Source organism: Pseudomonas zanjanensis (assembly GCF_014268745.2).
Classification (GTDB): domain Bacteria; phylum Pseudomonadota; class Gammaproteobacteria; order Pseudomonadales; family Pseudomonadaceae; genus Aquipseudomonas; species Aquipseudomonas zanjanensis.
This window is the reverse complement of the sequence record NZ_JABWRB020000001.1, coordinates 1953891-1977633: the sequence shown is the minus strand read 5'-3', so window position 1 is coordinate 1977633 and position 23743 is coordinate 1953891. Positions and strand designations below refer to the sequence as shown.

Here is a 23743-nt window from a genome sequence, read left to right as displayed (position 1 = left end):
ACGAGGGTACACGTAGAAGCGATACATCAAGACGCGCGCAATCGGTTGGGAGCCAGGTTTTACAAAGGCATAGCGCGGATCGCCATGCTGATCCCCGTTTCACCGTTATTCGATTTAAGAATCGAATCTATAGCGAATGAAACTAAGCAAACGATCTTCGAGTCACCTATCTTGACCCCATCAACTGCCAATCTGGTTGACGCCGGAACGTTACCCAACGGCTCAGAGGCGCCATCAAGCGGCGCCGGACAAACGTTCATCCGCAGGATACGGATCCGCTCGTACGTTCACATTGATTGAAAAACGCAAGACCGATAAGGAGATCACCCCTGTGGTGGATGTACAGCAATCGTTGGATTCAATTTCCCCTGGCATCTCCTCTGGCGACGACCCATACGACGCCACCTTCCTTGCAACGGCCCACTGACACCCAAACAAGCGCCAAAGGAAGTCGTTCATGGCAATCACGCAAAACAGCCGTCTGGTGCAGGTCGACAGTCCGCTCGGCGGCGATGTCCTGGTGCTGCAGGGCATGGAAGGCAGCGAAGAACTGGGGCGGTTGTTTCACTACGAATTGGACCTGACCTCCGAAGATCGGGCGATCACGTTCGATCAATTGCTGGGCAAGCCGATGGGCCTGACCCTGGAGCTGTATGACGGCGGCAAACGCTACTTCCACGGCATCGTCTGCAGTTGCCGGCAGTTGACCGGGCACGGTCAGTTCGCCGGCTACCGCGTCAGCCTGCGACCCTGGTTCTGGCTGCTCACGCGCACCTCCGATTGCCGGATTTTCCAGAACAAGACGGTGCCGGACATCATCAAGCAGGTGTTCCGCGACCTCGGTTTTTCCGATTTCGAAGACAGCCTGAGCGGCAGCTACCGCGAGTGGGAGTATTGCGTGCAGTACCGCGAAACCAGCTTCGACTTCGTCAGTCGGCTGATGGAGCAGGAAGGCATCTATTACTACTTTCGCCATGAAAAGGGCCGTCACATGCTGGTCCTCGCCGATGCCTATGGAGCTCATTCCACGGCGGCGGACTATGCCTCGGTGCCCTTCTACCCCCCCGATCGGCAAATGCGCGAGCGCGATCATTTCTACGACTGGCAACTGGCGCGGGAAGTACAGCCCGGCTCGCTGGCGCTGAACGACTATGACTTCCTGCGCCCACGCGCCAGCCTTGAGGTGCGTTCCAGCGTGCCGCGCAACCACACCAACGCCGACTACCCGCTCTACGACTACCCGGGTGAGTACGTCCAGAGCAACGATGGCGATCACTACGCGCGGACCCGCATCGAAGCCATTCACAGCCAGTTCGAGCGTGTGCAATTGCGTGGCCGCGCCCGCGGGATCGGTTGCGGTCATCTGTTCACGCTGACGGGTTACGACCGCGAGGATCAGAACCGCGAGTACCTGGTGGTGATCGCCCGTTATCAGATTCGTCAGGACGCCTACGAAAGCGGGCAGTCGGAGGTCGCCGAACAGTTCGTCAGCGAGCTGGACTGCATGGATGCCAACCAGACCTTCCGCCCTCTGCCCCTCACGCCGATGCCCATCGTCCGTGGGCCGCAGACTGCCGTGGTGGTGGGGCCCAGTGGCGAGGAGATCTGGACCGATCAATATGGCCGGGTCAAAGTGCACTTTCATTGGGATCGTCATGACCAGTCCAATGAAAACAGCTCCTGCTGGATTCGCGTGTCCCAGGCCTGGGCCGGCAAGAACTGGGGCTCCGTGCAGCTTCCGCGGATCGGCCAGGAAGTCATCGTCAGTTTCCTCGAAGGCGATCCGGATCGACCGATCATCACCGGCCGCGTCTACAACGCCGAACAGACCGTGCCCTACGCGCTGCCCGCCAATGCCACCCAGAGCGGGACGAAAAGCCGTTCAAGCAAGGGCGGCTCACCGGCGAACTTCAATGAAATCCGCATGGAGGATAAAAAAGGCGCCGAACAGCTGTTTATCCACGCCGAGAAGAACCAGGACATCGAAGTCGAGAACGACGAAACCCACTGGGTCGGCCACGACCGCCGCAAGACCATCGACAACGACGAGACCGTGCACGTCAAGCACGACCGCACCGAAACCGTCGATAACAACGAAACCATCACCATCGGGGTGGATCGCAAGGAAAAGGTCGGCAATAACGAAACCATCTCCATTGGCGTGAACCGTACCGAGGATGTCGGCAGCGACGAGAAAATCACTATCGGCGCCAATCGCACCGAGAACGTGGGCAGCAACGAGACCATCACCATCGGCGCGGACCGCACGGAAAAGGTCGGTGCCAACGAGACGATCACCATCGTCAGCAACCGCACCGAGGACGTGGGCGGCAACGAAACGATCGGCATCAAGGGCAACCGTAACGAAACGGTCCAGGGCAACGAAGGGATCGAGATCAACGGCAACCAGAGCACCCAGATCGGCCAGAACGAATCCCGCGACGTCACCCAGAACCGCAGCACCAACATCAAGCAGAACGACACCCTGGACGTCGGCAAGCACTTCGCCCTCACCGCTGGCGACTCCATCAGCCTGACCACGGGCGCGGCCAGCATCACCCTGAAGAAGGACGGCACCATTGTGATCAGCGGCAAGAACATTACCCTCGACGGCTCCGGCGCCATCAACATCAAGGCGAACAAGAACGTTGTCGTCAAAGGCCAGAAAATCCTGCAGAACTAGCCACGGAGTGGGCGCCATGACCGTTGAATATCATTTACCCGCTGCCTCTACCGCCACCCCCGCCCGCGTGGATGGCGTCGTGATCGGGGTGCTGCTGGATGTGCCCAGTGCAGATGCGCCGGTAGTGGCCTTCCCGGGCTGCCTCGGCGAAACCGGCCTCGCCGCGCGCACCACCACGCCGCTCTCCCGTGAAGACATCGGCGCCCAGGTCGCCCTGATGTTCGAGGCCGGCGACCCGGCCCGGCCGCTGGTGATCGGTCGTATCCAGCGCCTGTTGGCGACCGCGACACCCGCGGTTGCCCACATGGACGGTGAGCGTCTGGAGTTCACCGCCGAGCGGGAAATCGTCCTGCGCTGTGGCAAGGCCAGCATCACCCTGACCCGCGCGGGCAAAGTGATCATCCAGGGCGCTTATCTGTCGAGCCGCTCCAGCGGGGTCAACCGCATCAAGGGCGGTTCGGTACAGATCAACTAGACAGGTAGTCGACTCATGGAACTGCTCAACGCCAGCAAACTGCTTGCTGCCTACACCCAAGGCCTGGAGCCCGATGGCGGTGAATCCCTGGTGATCGTGGCCAAAGGCACTTTCAATTTGCCGCTGGACGGCCGTGCGGCAACCCTCGCCGACACCCAGCAACCGCTGCTGATGGCCGATATTTTCTTCGGCGAGCCGGGGCTCAGCGCCCCACTGCAGGAAATGGACTTCGCCCCGATCAAGCCGTTCTGCGATGTGCTGGTACGCGGCAAGGCCTACGCCCCGGGCGGGCGGCCCGTGACGCAGTTGGCCGCAGGCATTCGCATCGGTCAAATGAGCAAGGCCTTTTCCGTCCTCGGCCCGCGACAATGGCAACCGGGGCTATTGGGGGTTTCACCCGGTTTACCGCAGCCGTTTACCGAGCAGGACATCTCCTATGCCCAGGCCTACGGAGGTTCCCATCCCATGGCCAAGAATCCGGAGATGCGTCATTGCTACCCGGACAACCCAAGCGGTTGCGGTTGGTTCTCAGGCAGCATCGACAGTGCTGAAGTCGCTTACAAGCCAATGCCGAATACGGAGGAACTGGGCAAGCCGATCGACAGCCCCTCCGGCGACTTCCGCCCCATGGCTCTCGGCCCCCTGGGTCGCAGCTGGCCGCAACGCGCCCGCTTTGCCGGTACGTACGACGAAGCCTGGCTGGCCGACTGCTTTCCGTTTCTGCCGCAGGATTTCGACAGCCGCTACTTTCAGGCGGCCCCTGACGATCAACAGGTTCCCTACCTGCGTGGCGGCGAGGAGGTGCTGCTGCTCAACCTCACGCCTCGGGAGCGCGCGGGCTTTCGTATCCCCAAAATGGACGTGCCGGTGACTTTTTTCATGAAAAAAGGCGGGCATGAGACTGTGCAGGCGGTGATCGACACCCTGCTGATCGACACAGACGCTCTCCAGGTGCAGTTGACCTGGCGTGTTTCCCGTCCGCTACGGCGCAACATGTTCGAGATCGCTCAGGTGCTGGTCGGCACGATGTCCAGGGGCTGGTGGCGCGCCCGTGAACTGGGCAAGGATTATTACCCGTCGCTCTCCTCCCTGGTAAAAGCCAGGCGCGCCCCCGAGGAGACGGACTGATGACCGCGCTTTGCATCATCGGCTCCGGCATGATCAGCGCCGTTGGCCTCAGCGCACCCGCGAGCTGCGCGGCGATTCGCTGCGCCATCGACAACTTCCAGGAAACCCGTTTCATCGACCAGGGTGGCGAATGGCTGATCGCGGCCAGCGTCCCGCTGGAACAGCCCTGGCGCGGCCGCACGAAGCTGATCAAGATGGCCGCCCGCGCAATCGCCGAGGCGTTACAGAGCATTCCCGGGGTCGACACGGAAAAGACCCCGTTGCTATTGGGCGTAGCCGAAGCCGAACGCCCCGGTCGCCTGGATGGCCTGGATCGAACACTGTTGCAGGACATCGAAGCTGAACTGGGCCTGCGCTTTCATCCCAGTTCCAACATCATCGCCCGTGGACGGGTCAGCGCTGCGGTGGCCCTGCTTGACGCGCGCACGCTGATCTACCAGGGCGGCCATCGCCACGTGCTGATCGCCGGCGTCGATTCCTTCCTGTGCGGGCCGACCCTGGCCGCCTTCGAAGAACGCGAACGCCTGCTGACCAGCGAGAACTCCAACGGTTTTATTCCCGGCGAAGGTGCTGCGGCGGTGGTACTGGCCGCTCCGGTTGCCAGCGCAACACCGCAACTGGCCTGCATCGGCCTGGGGTTCGGTATGGAGAAGGCCACCGTGGAGGCCGAAGACATTCCCCTGCGCGCCGAAGGCCTGACCCAAGCCGTACGAGCGGCCCTGAGCGAGGCCGGCTGCGGGTTGGAGCAAATGGATTATCGGCTTACCGACATCTCCGGCGAACAGTACTACTTCAAGGAGGCCTCCCTGGCCCTGAGCCGGACCCTGCGCGTGCGCAAGGAATTCTTCCACCTCTGGCACCCGGCCGACTGCATCGGCGAAGTCGGCGCCGCCATCGGCCCGGCCATGCTCGCCGTGGCGTTGGCCGCCAGCCGCAAGGGCTACGGTGAAGGTCCGAATATCTTCTATCACCTCGGCAACGACGCCGGCGAACGCGCCGTCGCATTGCTCAGTTACCAGACTGTGAGGGCTGCGTAATGGCGAATGAGGTCTACGCCAACAATATGGAAGTTTCCTGCAAGTCGGCGGCGGGCAAGTCGATCGCCTGCTTTCCAGATGTTTGCTTCACCCCGCCCCAAGCCCCGCCCACCCCGCTGGGTGTGCCGATCCCCTACCCCAATACTGGCATGGCCAAGGACACGACCCGGGGTACACGAACGGTCAAAATCACCGGCAAAGAGGTGATGCTCAAGGACAAGAGTTGTTTCAAGACCAGTACGGGAGATGAAGCCGGGAACACGCCGAAGAAAGGCGTGGTCACTAGCAAGATCAAGGGGAAGGTGTACTTCATTGCTTGGTCGATGGACGTGAAGTTCGAAGGGGAAAATGTAGTCAGGCATTTAGACCTGATGACTCATAACCACGCATCCAAGCCAGGAAATACGCCTCCTTGGGCTTATGCCGACGCAGCAGCGACGACGCCCATCGAGCAGTGCAAGAAAGAAGTGGCCAGGAAAAACAAAGCGTGCGGGGGACTGCCGACCAAAGCGCAACGGTGTGACGACAAGGCCTGTACCTCCGCAAAAAAGTGTTTGCTGGTGTCCAAGAAGCAGGCGGATTCCAAGGCGCAGAACAGTCAAGTTGCCTGTTGCCCTGGCGAAACCGGCCACCACCTCGTTGAAGCCCATAGTTTTACAGCGACAGGGTCAGGTCGCCAAACGCCTCTTCCTCAGTTCCCCAATTACGATGAAAAAGATGCACCGTGCATTTGCGTGCAATGCCCTCAAGACGGAAGCGGACGCTACGAAGGGGACCATGGCTTCATGCATGCAGCCCAAGGCAAGCTGGAACAGGCCGCCATTGAGGGCGCGCCGCCCGGTCAAAAGGACTATGCCTGGAATTATGGCCAATCCCGTTCAGCGGGTGTGCGAGCGCTTCAGCAGACCTTTCCGAAGTCGAAATGCTCAAAGAAATGTCTGGAAGCGCAGTTGGACGCCTATCACAAGAATACAGTCGGAGTCAGGGACAAAACCCCTGTGAGGACACACACACCCAACCTTCAAGACAATCAGAAAGCGCTAGCCCACGATATGATCCCAGAGGTCACTATCAGTGCTTGGTAGCTCAATGGGAGCAAGGATGACATGACTCAGACATTGGATTGGACGCTGAGCCGAGTAGCCGTCTTCGATAAAAACCGCGTCTATGTGCTCGCCTACTCCAAACGCGAGCCCGGTACTCGAGTCTTTCGATGGACCGGAACATGGGACAACTATTATGTCCAGGCGATCTGCGCCGGTATCTGCGCGGTTCGCGGCGCGCCTCCCGAAATCCTGACGCTAGGCGCCAATGGTAGCGTTCATCGCGCTGCGCCTGACGGGCAAGCCTACGAAGATATCGTCGAGGAGAAACCCAGTAAACATGGCCTGCTGCGCGACATCCGCCCTATCGGTGCCAATGTCTATGCCACAGGCTTCGGCCGCCAAGTCTATGTTCGAAAGGACAGAACCTGGCAGCGCTGCGATCAAGGGGTGGTCGAAGATTCGACCGCCGACAGCCTCAATGGCTTCGAATCCATCGACGGCTTTGGTGAAGATGAAATCTATGCTGCCGGCAACCGGGGCGAGATATGGTATCGCCGGCAAGGTGCCTGGCAGCGAAGCGAAAGTCCGACCAACATCATTCTGGAAAACGTTCTTTGCGCACCCGACGGAGTGGTTTACATCTCAGGCCAGTTGGGCATCGTCATACGAGGGCGTCTCGACCGCTGGGAGCTCATTGAGCATGAACTCACGGACGATACATTCTGGGACATGGCCTGGTTCAATGACCGACTCTGGCTTGCAACCACCAAAGCACTCTACACACTAAAAGACGGCAAGCTGGAGAAGGTCGAGACAGGGCTTCCCGGCGATCAGAGCTTTAGATACCTGGACGCGAATGAGCAATGTCTATGGTCATCCGGTGAACGACACCTTGCCGCTTATGACGGAGTGAATTGGACACGCATACCCAGTCCTTAAGACGAATGTAGAGACGTACATGGAAAGTTTGTCACCGATTCTCGACCAACACACCGAAGAGGCCGGTTTCCTCGCTGCCCTGCGGGACGATGCCGTGCGTGCCCCCCATTACGATCTGGACCACATAGGCACGCTCGACAACCGCCTCGACGCCCAGCTCGACGGCCTTCGAATCGCCGGAACCACCGGCCTGGAAACCCTCCTGACCCAACTCAGCCCACACGCCATCGGCGAGATGTTCGCCAGTGTGGTCCTGGCCTTCGAGGCAGGTAACGCCCAAGTGCTGTCGCGGCTCAGCGAGCATTTGCGCAGTGCCTTGGAAACCGAGCGCGGTTACCTGATGGCCCTGGGTTGGCTCGACTGGGACCGGGTATCGCCCTGGATCGAACGCATGCTCGCCTCCCCCGAGCCCCTGTTCCGTCGCCTCGGCCTCGCAGCCTGCGGCATGCATCGCCACGACCCAGGCCCCGCCCTGCTGGTCGGACTGTCCGACGCCGACCCAAGCGTGCAGGCACGCGCTGCCCGCACCGCTGGCGAGCTGCGCCGGCGTGACCTGCTGCCAGCGATTCGTGCCCACCGCCAGCATGAAGACGCCGCCACGCGTTTCTGGGCCAACTGGGCCACCACTCAAATGGGTGATCAGCAGGCCTTGGAGCCTCTGCGCTCATTTGCCGAACGACCGGGCGAATTTCAATACCGCGCGCTTTGCGTGTTGCTGGCCTGGCAGGAGCGCGAGCCCAGCATCGCCTGGATACGCCAATGGGTACAGGATCCCAGGGATCGGCGCATCGGCATCCAGGCCCTGGGGCTGCTGGGCGATCCGGTCTGCGTCCCCTGGTTGATCCAGCAGATGAGCGACTTGCCCCATGCCCGCGTCGCCGGCGAAGCCTTCAGCTTGATCACTGGCGCGGACCTGGCGCTACTCGACCTGGAACTGCAGGCCCTGCCGGATTTCGATGCGGGCCCGAACGACAACCCTGATGACCCCAATGTCGCGATGGACCCCGATGAAAACCTCCCCTGGCCCGACCCGCAGGCAATCGAAAGATGGTGGCAAGCCAATGGCGGACACTTCCCGGCAGGTACTCGTTATATGCTGGGATTGGCTCATAGCGAACACAGCTTTCAGCAAGCCCTTATCCACGGCCAGCAACGCCAGCGCATCGCCGCCGCCTGCGGCATCGCCCGCTATCGGCCAGCCGAAGTGCTTTTCCCCACGAGCGCACCGGCCTGGCGGCAAAAGCGCTTGTTGGGGATGACCGCGGCGTTCGGGCGATGATCAGGGTATTTGTATAGCGCTATGCCCCCCCCGGCAATCATTTACACCCTTTGGAGGCGCCATGCCGCATGTCACCGGAAAGAACCCCGTGGCACTCATCAGTGGGGTTGGCAGTGAGATCGGAATCGGCATGGCAATTGCCCGCAGGTTGGGTGCCGCCGGTGCCAGACTGATCATCACCGCCAGCAGTGCACGCATTCTCGAACGCGTCGCAGAACTACGTGCCGAAGGGTTCGACGTCGAAGGGCGGGCCCTCGATCTTACCGATGAAAACCAGGTCCGTGAGTTTATGGTATGGGCAGAATCCGTCTGGGGGCAGGTCGATATTCTGGTGAACAACGCGGGCATGGCCATGCAAGGCAGTCCGGAGTTTTTTTCCGACTTGGCGACCATGGACCTGCACACCTGGAACCTGACACTGGCGCGAAACCTCACCACGGCCTTTCTGCTTACGCGGGCGGTCCTGCCCGGCATGCGTGCGCGTCGTTACGGGCGCATCGTCAACATCAGTTCCACGACCGGCACCCGCTGCAGCAACCCCGGTGAAGCGGCTTACAGCGCCGCGAAAGCCGCAATGGTTGGCATGAGCATGAGCCTGGCGCTGGAAGTCGCCCAGCAAGGGATCACTGTCAACAGCGTCGCGCCCGGCTGGATCACCACGGGGTCGACCACCGCCGAGGAAGCCAAGGCAGCTGGCTACACGCCGATGGGCCGGGCCGGACGTCCCGAAGAGGTGGCGGCATTGGTGGCTTTCCTGGCGTCGGCAGAGGCCAGCTACCTCACTGGCGAAGTCATCGTGGTGGATGGTGGAAACTGCCTGGTCGAGAACAAGGCGCCTTGATTCCCCTGTGGGAGCAGGCTTGCTCGCGATGGCGGTGGTTCAGCTAAATGAGTGTTGGATTGGCTGCCCTCTTCGCGAGCAGGCTCGCTCCCACAAGGGGCTGGGATAGACCTGAATGTTGTGCCTGCTCGCGATGGCGGTGGTTCAGGAGGCACAAGGGCTTCGAGAACAGCACGGCCTTGTGGCGAGGGAGCTTGCTCCCGCTGGGGCGCGCAGCGGCCCCCAAAAAGCGATGAGCGCTGCGCACTCAAGCGGGAGCCAGCTCCCTCGCCACAAAAGCGCCCAAGCGTCACTTGAATAATTCACTGCTCATGAAATCGATGAACACCCGCAGTTTCGGCGCCAAATGTTTGCTGGAAGGCCAGAGCATGCGGAAGGTGTTCTGATACCGGTTGAAGTCATCCAGGACGGTGACCAGCTCACCGCTGGCGATGGCCTTGCGCACGGTGAAGTCCGGCACGCAAGCGATCCCCAACGCATCGTGCACGACATGCAGCAACGCCTCGGTGGTGTTGCAAACCAGGGTGGCCGGCAGGTTGAGATCCGGCGCCCCTTCGCCGTTTACCGGCCAGACTTGCATCCGGCCAGTGCTGGGGAATTTGTACAGCAGGCAGGCATGCCGCAGCAGATCCGCCGGCACCTGCGGTGTGCCGTGTTCGGCAAAGTACCGCGGCGAACCAACCACAACCAGCTTGAACGTGCCCAACGGGCGGGACATCAGCCGAGAGTCGCTCGGTTCTCCGGTCCGAATGACCGCATCGAAACCTTCCTCGATGATGTCCACCAGCCTGTCGGAGAAATCCAGGTCCAGTTCGATACTGGGGTAGCGGCGCATGAAGGCGATCAGCGTCGGCATGACCAGATCCGCAACCAGTGGCAAGCTCACGCGCAGCTTGCCCCGGGGTGCTTCACGGGTTTGCGACAACTCCTGCTCGGCCGCTTCGACTTCGCAAAGAATCCGCCGGCAACGCTCAAGGAACAGCGCACCTTCCGCCGTCAGCGTGATACTGCGCGTGCTGCGATGAAACAGGCGTACACCCAGTCGTTCCTCGAGCCGGGCCACGCTTTTGCCCACCGCCGAAGAGGAAATGCCAAGCGCCCTGCCCGCTTCTGAAAAGCTGCGGGTTTCGGCCGCGCGCACAAAAAAATCAATCCCGCTCAGCGATTCCAAGTCAGCCCCCATTGCGGACATTTTTTCCGATGTGTTCTGCACTCTAGCATTCTTGTCTCGCAAAAGACGCGCACTTACCGTGGTCGACACTTATCAGCGCTTCAGGCAGGTGCCCCATGACGATTGCCAATACCCATATCGATGCCGAGGTCGTTCAAGACACCGCACCGCTTCCCATCGGTTCACTATTTGCCCTGGCGCTGGCGGCGTTCGTGACCATTCTCACCGAAGCCTTGCCCGCCGGCCTTCTCTCACAGATCAGCGAAGGGCTGGCGATCTCCGAATCCCTCGCCGGCCAGTTGGTCACCGTCTACGCGATAGGTTCCTTGTTGGCGGCCATTCCGCTGACGGCAGCGACCCAAGGCATGCGGCGCAGAGCGCTTTTGTTGCTCGCCATTGCCGGTTTCGCCGTGGCCAATACCGTCACGACGCTTTCGACCCATTATGGTTTGACGATGGTCGCGCGCTTGCTGGGTGGCGTATCGGCCGGGTTGCTGTGGGCCTTGCTGGCCGGCTATGCCGCCCGCATGGTGCCCGCACACCAGAAAGGCCGGGCGATAGCGATCGCCATGGTGGGCGCGCCCTTGGCGTTATCCCTGGGCGTACCCGCCGGTACGCTGCTCGGCAACCTGATCGGTTGGCGGATGAGCTTCGCCATCATGAGCCTGTTCGCCGTCGCCTTGATGGTCTGGGTCCGACTCAAGGTGCCTGACTTCCCAGGGCAAGCCACCCATAAGCGCCTTGCCTTGGGTCAGGTTTTCACCCTCCCGGGCGTTCGCTCGGTGTTGTTCGTGGTGCTGGCGTTTGTCTTGGCGCACAACATTCTCTTTACCTATATCGCGCCGTTTTTGACGGCGGCGGGCCTGGGCGAGCGGATAGATCTGGTCCTGCTGGTCTTCGGTGTCGCGTCGTTGCTGGGGATCTGGGTCGTCGGCGTGCTGATTGATCGCCACCTGCGGGCGTTGACGCTGGCCGGCACGGTGCTGTTCGCCCTTGCGGCATTGACACTTGGCGTGATGAGCGACACGCCTGCGGCGGTTTATATCGCGGTGGCGGCTTGGGGAATCGCTTTCGGAGGGGCTGGGACGCTGTTTCAGACAGCCATCGCCAAGACGGCTGGGGACGCGGCGGATCTCGCCCAGTCCATGCTGGTCACGGCCTGGAACCTGGCCATTGCCGGTGGCGGGATCGTCGGTGGTCTGCTGCTCGATCACCTGGGGGTCGTTGCGTTTGCGCCGGTCTTGGTCGTTCTCCTGCTGCTGACGTTGGCCGTGGTGTGGTCTGCAGAACGCCATGGCTTTGCGCAGAGCATCTAGCAACACGGATCTATTACGCTTGGGGACTGATATCCCGGTTTGGTTTGCAAGATCAGGCAAGAATCAGCCCGGATCGTGCAACCCACCCCAACCATTCCTTCCTATAGTTAACCAGAGCCAAACCATCTGGAGCTGGTCCCCCTATGAGCGCCCTGAACATAAACGGCCGTGAATACACGGTCGACGTAGACCCTGGCACCCCGATTCTCTGGACCCTGCGCGATACGCTGGGCATGACCGGCACCAAGTTCGGCTGCGGCGCGGCGTTGTGTGGTGCCTGCACCGTGCACCTGGACGGCCAGGCCATTCGTTCCTGCGTGACGCCCATTGCCGCTGCCGTGGGCAAGAAGATCACCACAATCGAAGCGGCCACCAACGGCAGTGATCCGGTGGGTAGCGCCGTGCACGACGCATGGGTCAAGCACGACGTGGCGCAATGCGGCTACTGCCAGAGCGGCCAGATCATGAGCGCGACCGCATTCCTCAAGGCCCAGCCCAAGGGCAAGCAGCCCACGGTGGCCGAGATCGACTCGGCCATGGCCGGCAATATCTGTCGCTGTGGCACCTACGCCCGAATCCGCGCCGCGGTGGCTGATGCCGCCAAGACCCTTGCCTGATCGGAGCCGACCATGTTGAACGAGATATTCCCGAACGAGCTTCCCCGCGCCTTGCAACAGATGCTTGAGCGCGACGAGGCTGACGGCCCAGCAGCCCTGCCCCGGCGCAGTTTTCTCAAGATCGTCGGCATCGGCGGGCTGGCCTTGGGTGCGTTCCCGCACCTGGCCTTGGCGCAGGAGGCCAATGGCGCCGCCGCAGCGCCGCTCAAGCCGACCCAGCAACCCTCCGCATTCGTCCAGATCGCGCCCAATGGCGAAGTCACGGTGACCATCAACCGCTTGGAGTTCGGCCAGGGCGTACAAACCGCACTGCCGATGATTCTCGCCGAGGAACTGGATGCCGACTGGAGCCTGGTGCGCAGTCGCAACGGCAGCAACGACGCCGCCTACATGGACCCGGCCTTCGGCATTCACCTCACCGGTGGCTCCAACACGATCAAGAACAGCTACACCCAGTACCGTGAGCTCGGCGCCCGCGCGCGCGCCATGCTGCTGAGTGCGGCTGCTGCCCGCTGGAATGTGGACGTGGCGAGCCTGCGTACACAGGCCGGCATGGTACTCGGGCCCGAGGGTCGCAAGGCGAGCTACGGCGAACTGGCAGAAGCCGCCATGGCGATGCCTGTGCCCGAACAGATCACGCTCAAGGATCCCAAGGATTTCCGCATCATCGGCCAGGCCACCACCCGCATCGATGCCAAGGCCAAGAGCAGCGGACAACAGGATTTCGGCATCGACATGCACCTGCCGGGGCAGCTCACGGCGGTCGTCGCTCGACCACCGGTGTTCGGCGCCAGGATTGCCTCCCTGGATGACAGCGCCGCGCGGGCCACGAAAGGCGTCAAAGCCGTGTTGCGCGTGCCGCTGGACGGCGGCGCCGAAGGTGTCGCCGTGGTCGCCGACGGTTACTGGCAGGCGAAGTTGGCCCGGGATGCACTGAAGGTGGAATGGAACACTTCTACCGTGGAAAAAGTCGACAGCGAAAAACAACTGGCTCAATACCGCGAGCTGGCCAGCCAGCCCGGCCCGTTGCACTTCGACGCCGATATGACGCCGCTGGCCAGCGCGCCGCATCAACTGGACGCCGAGTTCGTGTTTCCCTACCTCGCCCACGCCCCGATGGAGCCTCTGAACTGCACGGTGCAGCTCGCCCAGGACAGCGCTCAACTGTGGGTCGGCACGCAGTTCCCCGGCGGCGACGGTGCCGCGGCCGCCAAGGTACTGAACCTCAAGCCCGAGCAGATCCAGGTCAACGTACAGACCGCTGGCGGTGGTTTTGGCCGGCGCGGCGTGCCCACCAACGATTTCGTGGTAATGGCCTGCGAAGTCGCCAAGGCCGCCCGCACTGCGGGAGTCAACGCCCCTATCCGCACCCTTTGGAGCCGGGAAGACGACATCAAGAGCGGCTACTACCGCCCCATGCATCTGCACCGTGCGCGTATCGGTTTTGACGACAGCGGCAAAGTCCTCGCCTGGGACCACGCCTTGGTGGGCCAATCGATCATCACCGGTACCGTATTTGGCGGGCGGGTGAAGAACGGCATCGACCCGACCGCCACCGAGGGCATGCGCAATCCCTATCCGCTGCCCATGCGCCTGACAGTTCATCATCCCAAGCTCAACGTGCCCGTATTGTGGTGGCGCAGCGTGGGCTCCACCCATACGGCGTTTGTGATGGAGACGTTGATCGACGAGATCGCCCGCACCACCAAACAGGATCCGGTGGCGTACCGGATGAAGTTGTTTGGCGACCAGAGCCCACGCCATCGCGAAGCGCTGCAGTTGGCCGTGGACAAGAGCGAGTACGGCAAGCGCCAGCTAGCGGCGGGCCGTGCCTGGGGCGTGGCGGTCCACGAGTCGTTCAGTTCGGTGGTGGCATATGTGGTCGAAGCCTCGGTGCAGGATGGCCGCCCCGTGCTGCACAACGTGACCGCCGGCGTGCACTGCAACCTGGTCGTCAACCCACGCAGCGTCGAGGCCCAGGTCCAGGGCGCGGCGCTGATGGGCTTGTCGATGTGCCTGCCCGGTGGCGCCGTCACCCTGAAGGACGGCGTGGTGCAGCAGAGCAATTTTGCCGACTTCAGCGTGCCGCGCATTACCGACATGCCGGAATTCGCCGTCCACATCGTGCCCAGCGCCGAGCCTCCCACGGGAATGGGCGAACCCGGCCTGCCAGCGTTGGCCCCCGCTTTTGCCAACGCCGTGGCGAGCCTGACGGGTAAACCGTTGCGTGAGTTGCCGTTCAAGTTAGTGTGATGGGGCGAGGCTGTCTGGTCGCAATGCCAGGCAGTCTCGCGATCACAAGCGAATCCGTTTGATATCCCGCTGCGGCGGCGCCCCAAAGAGACGGCTGTATTCACGGCTGAACTGCGAGGCACTTTCATAGCCAACCAAGCCCCCTGCGCTACTCGCGTCGACGTTCTGGCTCAACATCAACTGCCGAGCGGCTTGTAGCCGCAGTTGCTTCTGGTATTGCAACGGGCTCATGCCGGTTACAGTGCGAAAATGCTGGCGAAATGTGGAAGGACTCATGTGGGCTTGTGCCGCCAGATCGTCCATGCGCAACGCCTGGCGAAAATTCAGTTTCAGCCAGGCGACGGTCTTGGCAATGTGCTGGCTGGGTGAACCGGCAGCAATCACATGCAGCAACTGCGGCGCGTGGGCACCACTCAACAGGCGAGCGACGATCTCTTCCTTGATCAGCGGCGCCACCGCCTCAAGCAGGGACGGCTCCTCCAATAGCTCTATCAAGCGTCGCAGGGCCTCCAGTACGCCGGCATCCAGCGCTTGTACGGTTATCGGTCGAAACGCGTCGTCGCGCATGCGTTGTGACAGCTGCATGCGCTCGGCCACCTGCATCACCATCGTGCTGTCGAATCTGAGCATCATGCCCAGGAATGGCTTGGCGACGCTGGCTTGGGAAACATGGGAAATGACCGGCAGATCCACGCAGGTCACCATGGACTGACCGGGCGCGTAGGTCAGTATCTCGTCCCCGATCATGGCTTGTTTGCGGCCTTGCAAGGTCACGCCGATGCCCAGGCCGTAGAGGCAATGCATCGGCGCGGTGATCGCTTTGCGCCGATGCAGGGTCAAACCGGCAATAGCCGTTATCTGGTCGCCATCGCTGGGCACATGCCGGCTGACTGAACCGACCAGGCGACTGATATCGCTGACGCTCTGGTCGCTTTTAAAATCGGTGTGCACACTTCACTCCTTGGAAACTCGGGCCCACGACTCGCGGCGATGGCGAACAATGTTCGGCATCGCCGCGAGTCGTGGGCCAATATGGACGCAGTATGCTGGGTCGGCGGTTCGGATCGTTTGCCTGATTGGCGCAATTTCTTGCACGATTCAACGAGCCGTAGCAGGCATCACTCCCCCAGAAGCAGGTATGACAAGATATTTCAGAAGCTGGGAGTGCACAAAGTGATGGCTCTGTCGGTTACCTAAAGAGTCTGGAAGATGTAGCCGGTGGACGGTTGATCGTCCAACGCGACACCTACTTGCGACAGTCGTTGGGCCAAGGCCGGCGTCTCGACCCGCACTTTCCAGTCCACGCGTGCCGGTGCCACGGGGGCGCGGTCGTAGCGCATGATCGCTTCAGCCAACTGCACTCGGTCTGGCAAGTACACCGCCAGCGCGTTGCCCTTCCAAGCGGCGACGTTCAGGCCCATGGCTTCACACAGCGCAATCTTGGCCTGGGCATCGTCCCGGTCCGCCTGGCGGGAACGTTCGATCTGATCGGCCAGGAGCGGATCGACGACGCGGTCGGTGAACAAGACCTCGCCCGCCTCCCAGACTTCGGGGGGACAGATCTTGTCGGCTGGACGCAAGGCAATGAGTGGATTGATTTCCATCGGGTAGATCCGACAGACCAGCGGCCGCTCTTCATAGATCCCACAACGACCATCGTCGCCGAGATTGCGGCACTGCGTCAGCGCATTGCCTGCCAGTACCGCAACAACTCGAATTCGGGCATCGCCACTGTTGACTTCCACCGCCCTTTGGGCGCTGTGGGCGAATTGTCGCGGTTCCGAGGGCCAGGTCGACTCATCGAATGCCTCCAGTACGACCGCCACCTCATGCCCGCGTTGTAGCCACTGCCTTGCCTCTCCCAGTGTCAGTGGAATCAGCCGACCCTTGCAGCAAACCCCGCAGCCGTTGCAGGCAAAGCGGATCGCGTTGTTTTCCATATCAAGCACTCGCACACATGTTTTTGAACGCCTACAGAAGGCCCCACCATTCGGATACATGCGTGGCAGGGCCTCAGGGCCGCGAGAGTATGTGGAGCGAAACGTCCATCCGCTTGCCGGATCCGCCGGCATGTTTGCCTGATCCAAGGTGATTTCCGGTATCAGCCTTTGGGAGGAAAATTCGTTGTTTCAGGCAACCTTTCACAATAGATATGAGGAACGCAGCATCATCGAAGATGATCGGCATCGATCACAGCCTGGGCGAACGCCTGCGGCGCCTCTTGCGGCAGATTGTGGCCGATGCCGCCATCGATCAGGCGATGCTCATATTTCCCGGTGAAACGCTTGGCGTAGGCTTCGGCGGGCGGATGGGGAGCGCCATTGGCGTCGCCTTCCAGGGTGATGGTCGGCACGCTGATCGACGGGAACGTCGCCAGTTTCTTCTCCAGCCTGTCGTATTTGGCTTCGCCCTTGACCAGCCCCAGGCGCCAGCGATAGTTGAAGATTGAAACGGCGACATGGTCGGGGTTCTGCAAGGCGGCGGCGCTTCGGTCAAACGTCGCGTCATCGAAATTCCACTTCGGCGACGCCAGCTTCCAGATCAGCTTGGCGAAGTCGTGGGTGTTCTTCTCATAACCGAGACGGCCACGCTCGGTCGCAAAGTAGAACTGGTACCACCACTGCAACTCAGCAGCCGGCGGCAGCGGCGCCTTGCCCGCCTCCTGGCTGCCGATCAGGTAGCCACTCACCGCCACCAGCGCCTTCACCCGCTCTGGCCAAAGGGCCGCGACGATGTCGGCGGTGCGTGCGCCCCAGTCGTAACCGCCGAGCACGGCCTGCTTGATGTTCAGCGCGTCCATGAAATCGATGAGATCGCTTGCCAACGCCGAAGGCTGGCCGTTGCGCAGGGTCTTGGCAGACAGGAAACGTGTATCGCCATAACCGCGGGCATACGGGATCAGCACGCGATAGCCCTTCTCTGCCAGCGCCGGCGCCACATCGGCGTAGCTGTGGATGTCATAGGGCCAACCGTGCAACAGGATCACCACCGGCCCGTCGGGGGGACCCACTTCGGCATAGGAAACGTCGAGGAGGCCGGCCTTGACGTGCTTGAGCGGGCCGAACGAGGTGTGACTGCCGGGGGTGATCGCGCCGACAGTGCTCGCCGGCAGATCGGCCGCGCTGGCCGGGGAAGAGGTCAATGCCAAGGCGCCCATCTGCATCATTGCCAACGCCAGGAGCGTGGGTGCAAGCAGACGGCGATGCCGGGGTACGGGGGGATTGTTTATATCCATGTGAAGCTCCTTGCGAACGACGTGGGTAAGCCGGTGAGACGACTTGGGCCGTCTCGATGGGTCCCATTTGACGTTGGCCAGGTATCGCGGATGTGTCAGCGACGGGCTGGAATGCAAGCGTCCGTATCGATCGTGAGCCAGGATACGCTTGGATACATTCGGAGCTCACAAAAATGGGCCGCTGCGCAGCCCAGCGGGAGCAAGCTCCCTCGCCACAATGTGCACGCGCCTGCAATACGCGGAGTGGCTTACTTCACCGCACGCCACCGGTTTCGTGCATGCAGATAGGCGGTCGTATCGCTGTAGCCCAATTGGGTGGCGATCTGCGCTATAGGTTCGCCTTGCATTTCCAGGAGTTGCTCCAGTTCGGCGCGCACCTGGTCGAGCAATTGCCTGAAGGTCGTGCCTTGTTCTTCAAGGCGCCGGCGCAGCGTCCTCGGCGTCTGGTGCAGCGCGTGCGCCAGATCCACCAGCGTCGGTGTCTCGCCTTTGGCCAGCGATTGTCGAACGCCCTCGGCGAGCCGGGCCGACCATCCGGTGAAGTGGCGATGCGTGGCCAACCGACGGTCGAGTTCCTGAGTCAGCAGCTCCAGCAGTCCGTGATGACGCGTTTGCATCGGCAGACGTGTGCTGGGGGCATCGAAGTAGAAACGGTTGACCGGGCAATCGAACTCGACACGGTCGCCGAACCAGTGGCTGTACTGGAGGTAGTACGAGGGTCGCGAATGGGCGAATTGGGCGAGAACCGGTTGTACGTCCCTCCCCGTTCCTTGTCGTAGTTGCGTAATGGCCATCACGCCGTAGTGCTCGACCACATACCGCGCCAGATCACCCGGCGCGTCGACATTCAGCTCGACCCCCAGGCCGTTCTCATCATTGACCAAACGCACCGTGTCGGTGTCAGCGGCCAGCGGTGCGTACCGCGCCCAGAGCTGCATGGCCGAGAGGACGTCAGGGCTGTACAGGCAAAGGTAGGCCAGGACGTGCCAGTCCTGCGGCGTGAATAACCCGAACAAGTTCAAGCCGATCGCCGGATCGACCCGCGCAGCCTCGCGCCAGAGCTGATCCAGTTCGATCAGGTTGTAGTCCTTGTGCTTCCCGCCCGCATGACTGTCCAGGAAACGCTCCAGCACCTGGCCCAATTTGCCCCGGTGAAAGCGTTGGGGTGAGCGATTGACCGCTTCTCGCTCGATTCTGTCCGTTTCGCGCATTGGGAGGGCTGACTCGCTGGCTTCTAATGAAATGGCATTGCCCGCTGGGGCCTTAATCGAGAGTGCCATGAATACAACAATGCTCGCCAATAATCCTTCCGCTGTCGTGGCCGGGATATTCCTCGCCTTCATTTTGCTGGAACTTGCTTGCTCGGTCTTGCGCCAGTCATCGGCCGGCAGGCGTGACGTACTGATTGAAGTCATCGGCTCCGGGATCCTGGTGGCAATCACCTTCCCTGCTGTCATGTGGCTGAGCGGCAAGCTGCTCGGCCTGGCTGCCCCGCAGATGAAGGATGCGCTGGTGGCAATCCCTTGGGCCGCGGGTTTCGTGTTGTTCCTGCTGCTGGACGACATGACACAATACTGGTGGCATCGCCTGACCCATCGGGTGCCCGCCCTCTACGCACTGCATCGTGCCCATCATTCCGCGCCCTACATGAGTGTCCGGATCGTTTATCGCAACAACAGCTTCTACTACCTGCTCATGCCCGGTATCTGGCTGTCCGGCATGCTGATCTACCTGGGCCTTGCGCCGGTCTACTACGTCTATTTGATCATCAAGATGACCGTCATTTTCGCGGCGCACAGCAGTGTGGCCTGGGATGACAAATTGTATGGCGTTCGCGTGTTGCGGCCCCTGGTCTGGATCCTGGAGCGGACGATTTCGACCCCGGCCACCCACTCGGCCCACCATGGCTTGACGGCCGAGGACGGTGTCACCCATTACAAAGGCAACTTCGGCAACCTGCTGTTTCTATGGGACGTCTTGTTTGGGACCGCAAAGATCACGCGCCGACGTCCGCCGGCCTACGGCATCGAGCATCTGTCGCCGATCAGTTGGCAAGAAGAATTGTTCTGGCCCGTCGTACGCGCTCGCCGTACCGCGCCCAAGACCCGCGTCCAACCGGAGGTGACGCCGTGAGCCGCCGTATCGTCGTGCTGTCGGGCTCCAATCGGGCGGGCAGCCAGTCGCTCAAAGTGGCAAGTCATCTGCGACAGCGACTGGCAGATCTGAACCTGTGGGAGGCCAGCGACTTGATTGACTTGGCCACCAGCCGACTGCCGCTTTGGCCGGAACAAGACCGCGACCAGCTGTGGCCCGCTCAACAAGCGATCCTTGCCAAAGCGACGGCGCTGATCGTGATCAGTCCGGAATGGAACGGCATGGCCTGCCCGGCGCTGAAGAACTTCTTCCTGTACGCGGGGATCAGCGAGCTCGGGCACAAACCCGCGCTGTTGGTGGGCGTCTCGGCGGGCCTGGGCGGCGCATACCCGATCGCCGAGTTGCGTGCGTCGAGTTACAAGAATTGCCGGCTCCTTTACTTGCCTGAACACCTGATCATTCGAAACGTGGAATCGATGTTCAATGACCAGGCGCCGGCCAACGAAGACGATAAGCGCATTCGCGAACGTGCTGATTGGGCGTTGCGCCTGCTCAGCCAGTACGACGTTGCGTGTCGCGAGATCAGGCGGGCCCTTGAACAGCCTCCGGCGTTTTCTACCGGTATGTAGGCGGTAAGTCCTGCGCTCAGGCCGCCCCGGATTTCCCATGAAACGCCTGCCCCAGCACCGCCAATCGCTCCGCCAGCGGTGGCAAGCATTGGCTGCTGCGGGTCAGGACGCCGATGTTGTCAGCGTTGCGCTCAGCCACGGCCTGCACGCTTTGCAGACGCTGGCTGATGCCAATCGACGCCTGGGATTGCTCCTGGGTGGTGCTGGCAATCAGGTCGTTGAAATGGTTGATCACGGCAATGTCTTCGACCACGGCATGCAACAGTTGCGAAGCCATTTGGCTGGCGGACACGCAGCGTTCTACCCCGTCGCGGCTGTCTTGCATCGCGACGGCGGCCTGGCGGCTGCCTTGTTGCAGCTTGGCGATGATCTGCTGAATCTCGGTGGTGGACGTCGAGGTCTTTTGTGACAGGGTGCGGACCTCGTCGGCCACGACCGCGAACCCGCGGCCCTGATCACCGGCACGGGCGGCTTCGATGGCGGCGTTGAGGGCCAGCAGGTTGGTCTGCTCGGCAATACCATTGATCACATCCAGTACCTGGCCGATTTGCTGGGCCTGCTCGGCCAGCACCTGCACGGTGTCGTTGGTCAGGTTGATGCGCCCTGCCAGCTCGACGATCTCTTCCCGGGTCTGGTCAACCGTGCTGCGTCCGCGGTTGACCTGCTCATTGGCCTGGCCGGCACGCTGCAAGGTCTGGTCGACGTGGCCGGCGATGTTCTCCATGGCTTGGACCAAGTGGCCGATCGCACCGCTCATCTGCGCCACTTCGTCGAGTTGGTGGCGGGCACCGGTTTCCAGGGTCTGGCCAACCTGGGAGAGGTCCTGGCCCAGGTCCGAGAGGTTGCGGGTGTCGCGCACCACGCCGTCCACCAGTTGGGTGACCTGTTGGAGGAAATGATCGAAACGCTCGCTCGAAGAGACCTTGACGCCCTCACCGCGCTGCCTGTCGGTGTCATGGCTCAACTGAGCGGCCGCTGCCAATACCTTGTCAAGCACCTCCTGGTTTTCCGTGGCGTCGGCCAGGCTCTGGTTCGCCAGGTAAATCAGGATCACGCTTTCTACCACCACGTAGAACGCGTGGAGGAAGATCATCGACCAGCCGCCGTGGCTATCCATGACGAACACCGGATAACCCTGGTGTTGAAGCCAGTGGAAGCTGAGGTGATGAACCGCGATGGTAGCGGCGGCCACGACAATCGGCAGCCAGTCACGGTAGAACGTCAGCACCGCCAGCAGCACGAAGATCCCGAAGTGGAATTCGGTCACGCCGTGGGTCTGGTTGATGTGCAGGGCCGCCATGACCATCAACGCCACCGCAATGACGCAGCGCATGGCCCGCGTACCGGCCAGGACGCGATAAAGCGCGGTACTCGCCACGCAGGTGCTCGCCCCCACCAGCAACGCCTGGGTGAACGTCGAGTGCAGGAAGGCCAGGCCCAGGGAATACAGCAGCGCCAGCCAAAGCAGCCCCAGCATGATGCGGTCGGCTTTACGGTGGTGGTCGTTAAAGCGCACGGGCGATGTCATGGGGGTCGTCCTTTTCAAAGACTTGGAGGTCCGTTACCAAATGCCGTAAACGGCTTAGCGGCGTTTCGAGAGGGAACTTTAACTGATTATCATCAATTAGTGGCACTGCGCCACCAAGCTTTTCTCAGCGGCCTTTGCTTTATGATGTCCGCCATCTCATGACTGACTGATGGAACCCCCATGACTTTCGATTTCGACACCGTATTGGAGCGCCACGGCACCGGCAGTACCAAATGGAGCCGCTACCCGGCGGATGTGTTGCCGATGTGGGTGGCCGACATGGATTTCGCTGCCCCGCCGATGGTCATCGACGCACTGCACAAGCGCCTCGAACATCCGATGCTCGGCTACAGCGTCGCCCAGGACGATCTGCGTGCAGCCATCACGGCTGACCTGTGGAGCAAGTACGCCTGGCGCGTCGAGCCTCAGCAGATCGTGTTCCTGCCCGGCGTCGAGCCAGGTTTCAACATGGCGCTGCATGCCTTGGTGGAACCCCGGCAGAACGTCGTGGTGCAGGTGCCCAACTACCCACCGCTGCGCCACGCCCCTGGTCACTGGCAGTTGAACAAAGTGGAATTGCCGTTCGCCCCGGTCAACGGTGAGTTCCATACGCCGTTGGCCGCGTTGCGCGAAGCGTTGCAGGGCGGCGGCGCCTTGTTGCTGAGCAATCCCCACAACCCGCTGGGCAAAGTGTTCGAGCGTGAAGAACTCCAGGCCGTGGCCGACATTTGCCTGGCGCAGGACGCCTGGATCATCTCCGACGAGATCCATGCCGAACTGTGCTTCGACGGCCGCGTGCACATACCGACCGCGTCCCTCAGCCCCGAGATCGCCGAGCGCACCATCACCCTGATGTCCGCCAGCAAGGCCTACAACATCGCGGGGCTGAAAACCTCGTTCGCGATCATCCAGAACGCCAAGCTGCGCGAACGGGTCAACAGCGCCCGGGCCGGCATGGTCGACAGCGTCAATGCCCTGGGCCTGGAAGCGACCCGCGCGGCCTACAGCGAAGCCGGCCCGTGGCTGGAAGCCCTCAAAGCCTACCTGCAAGCCAACCGTGATTACCTGGTCGAGGCGGTGAACACTCGCCTGCCGGGCATCACCATGACCGTGCCCCAGGGCACTTACCTGGCCTGGCTGGATTGTTCAGGCTTGGAGCTGGATGACCCGCAAGGATTCTTCTTGAAGGAAGCCAAGGTCGGGCTCAGTGCCGGGCTGGATTTTGGTGACGATGCCGGGCAGTTCGTGCGCCTGAACTTCGGCTGCCCGCGGGCGCTGCTGGAGGAAGGGATTGCGCGGATGGAGCGCAGCCTGAAAGCCAGGGGTTGATCCAACCGGCGACGCAGAGCCCCTGTGGCGAGGGAGCTTGCTCCCGCTGGGTCGCGAAGCGGCCCCCAACGACCACACAACTCGGTGTTGGTGAGAATTGAGGGGGCTGCTGCGCAGCCCAGCGGGAGCAAGCTCCCTCGCCA

General features: G+C 61.8%; 20 protein-coding genes. 14 read left to right on the top strand and 6 right to left on the bottom strand.

Annotated elements, in window-relative coordinates:
- Positions 1-457 precede the first annotated feature (457 nt).
- The 8 genes from HU715_RS08280 to HU715_RS08245 all read left to right on the top strand — a co-directional run bounded on the left by HU715_RS08280 (position 458) and on the right by HU715_RS08245 (position 9428).
- Positions 458-2683, top strand: coding sequence for a type VI secretion system Vgr family protein (locus HU715_RS08280; protein WP_186705667.1), 2226 nt, complete (start codon positions 458-460; stop codon positions 2681-2683).
- A gap of 16 nt (positions 2684-2699) precedes the next feature.
- Positions 2700-3158, top strand: a complete 459-nt coding sequence (locus HU715_RS08275) for a DUF6484 domain-containing protein (protein WP_186705668.1) — start codon at positions 2700-2702, stop codon at positions 3156-3158.
- 15 nt (positions 3159-3173) lie between these two features.
- Positions 3174-4286 (top strand): DUF2169 family type VI secretion system accessory protein, encoded by a 1113-nt coding sequence (locus HU715_RS08270; protein ID WP_186705669.1) that lies wholly within the window; start codon positions 3174-3176, stop codon positions 4284-4286.
- Complete coding sequence (locus tag HU715_RS08265) at positions 4283-5323, top strand: hypothetical protein (protein WP_186705762.1); 1041 nt, start codon at positions 4283-4285, stop codon at positions 5321-5323. The genes HU715_RS08270 and HU715_RS08265 overlap by 4 nt, the downstream gene beginning before the upstream one ends.
- Complete coding sequence (locus HU715_RS08260) at positions 5323-6408, top strand: PAAR-like domain-containing protein (RefSeq protein WP_053179813.1); 1086 nt, start codon at positions 5323-5325, stop codon at positions 6406-6408. Before HU715_RS08265 ends, HU715_RS08260 begins: the two co-directional genes overlap by 1 nt.
- Before the next feature lie 21 nt (positions 6409-6429).
- Positions 6430-7308, top strand: coding sequence for a beta propeller repeat protein (locus HU715_RS08255; RefSeq protein WP_186705670.1), 879 nt, complete (start codon positions 6430-6432; stop codon positions 7306-7308).
- Between the two features lie 19 nt (positions 7309-7327).
- Positions 7328-8587 carry a TIGR02270 family protein gene (locus HU715_RS08250; RefSeq protein WP_186705671.1) on the top strand — a complete coding sequence of 420 codons (1260 nt, stop codon included), beginning with the start codon at positions 7328-7330 and terminating at the stop codon, positions 8585-8587.
- 61 nt (positions 8588-8648) lie between these two features.
- On the top strand, positions 8649-9428 hold the full coding sequence (locus HU715_RS08245) for an SDR family NAD(P)-dependent oxidoreductase (RefSeq protein ID WP_186705672.1): 780 nt from the start codon (positions 8649-8651) through the stop codon (positions 9426-9428).
- Positions 9429-9717: 289 nt separating this feature from the next.
- Here HU715_RS08245 and HU715_RS08240 read toward each other — a convergent pair whose 3' ends face one another.
- Complete coding sequence (locus HU715_RS08240) at positions 9718-10599, bottom strand: LysR family transcriptional regulator (RefSeq protein ID WP_186705673.1); 882 nt, start codon at positions 10597-10599, stop codon at positions 9718-9720.
- Between the two features lie 116 nt (positions 10600-10715).
- Between HU715_RS08240 and HU715_RS08235 the strand changes: the two genes are divergently transcribed.
- From HU715_RS08235 to HU715_RS08225, 3 genes are all read left to right on the top strand, one after another.
- Complete coding sequence (locus HU715_RS08235; protein ID WP_186705674.1) at positions 10716-11915, top strand: MFS transporter; 1200 nt, start codon at positions 10716-10718, stop codon at positions 11913-11915.
- Between the two features lie 143 nt (positions 11916-12058).
- Entirely contained in the window at positions 12059-12532 is a 474-nt protein-coding gene (locus HU715_RS08230) for a (2Fe-2S)-binding protein (protein WP_186705675.1), read from the top strand.
- Between the two features lie 12 nt (positions 12533-12544).
- Positions 12545-14785: a xanthine dehydrogenase family protein molybdopterin-binding subunit gene (locus HU715_RS08225; RefSeq protein WP_186705676.1), complete on the top strand. Its 2241-nt coding sequence runs from the start codon at positions 12545-12547 to the stop codon at positions 14783-14785.
- A gap of 42 nt (positions 14786-14827) precedes the next feature.
- Here HU715_RS08225 and HU715_RS08220 read toward each other — a convergent pair whose 3' ends face one another.
- The 4 genes from HU715_RS08220 to HU715_RS08205 all read right to left on the bottom strand — a co-directional run bounded on the left by HU715_RS08220 (position 14828) and on the right by HU715_RS08205 (position 19231).
- On the bottom strand, positions 14828-15736 hold the full coding sequence (locus HU715_RS08220; RefSeq protein ID WP_186705677.1) for an AraC family transcriptional regulator: 909 nt from the start codon (positions 15734-15736) through the stop codon (positions 14828-14830).
- Between the two features lie 242 nt (positions 15737-15978).
- On the bottom strand, positions 15979-16725 hold the full coding sequence (locus tag HU715_RS08215; RefSeq protein WP_186705678.1) for a YkgJ family cysteine cluster protein: 747 nt from the start codon (positions 16723-16725) through the stop codon (positions 15979-15981).
- A gap of 227 nt (positions 16726-16952) precedes the next feature.
- Entirely contained in the window at positions 16953-18020 is a 1068-nt protein-coding gene (locus HU715_RS08210) for an alpha/beta fold hydrolase (RefSeq protein ID WP_186705679.1), read from the bottom strand.
- 248 nt (positions 18021-18268) lie between these two features.
- The gene (locus HU715_RS08205) at positions 18269-19231 is read right to left on the bottom strand and encodes an AraC family transcriptional regulator ligand-binding domain-containing protein (protein ID WP_186705680.1); all 963 of its coding nucleotides are present in this window, start codon (positions 19229-19231) and stop codon (positions 18269-18271) included.
- 67 nt (positions 19232-19298) lie between these two features.
- Here HU715_RS08205 and HU715_RS08200 point away from each other — a divergent pair, with 67 nt between their 5' ends.
- Positions 19299-20153, top strand: coding sequence for a sterol desaturase family protein (locus HU715_RS08200; RefSeq protein WP_186705681.1), 855 nt, complete (start codon positions 19299-19301; stop codon positions 20151-20153).
- Positions 20150-20743, top strand: a complete 594-nt coding sequence (locus tag HU715_RS08195; protein ID WP_186705682.1) for an NADPH-dependent FMN reductase — start codon at positions 20150-20152, stop codon at positions 20741-20743. Before HU715_RS08200 ends, HU715_RS08195 begins: the two co-directional genes overlap by 4 nt.
- Positions 20744-20759: 16 nt before the next feature.
- Here HU715_RS08195 and HU715_RS08190 read toward each other — a convergent pair whose 3' ends face one another.
- Positions 20760-22271, bottom strand: coding sequence for a methyl-accepting chemotaxis protein (locus HU715_RS08190; protein ID WP_186705683.1), 1512 nt, complete (start codon positions 22269-22271; stop codon positions 20760-20762).
- A gap of 180 nt (positions 22272-22451) precedes the next feature.
- On the opposite strand from HU715_RS08190, the gene HU715_RS08185 reads away from it, so the two are divergent.
- Positions 22452-23600 (top strand): MalY/PatB family protein, encoded by a 1149-nt coding sequence (locus HU715_RS08185; protein WP_186705684.1) that lies wholly within the window; start codon positions 22452-22454, stop codon positions 23598-23600.
- The last annotated feature ends 143 nt before the right edge of the window (positions 23601-23743 follow it).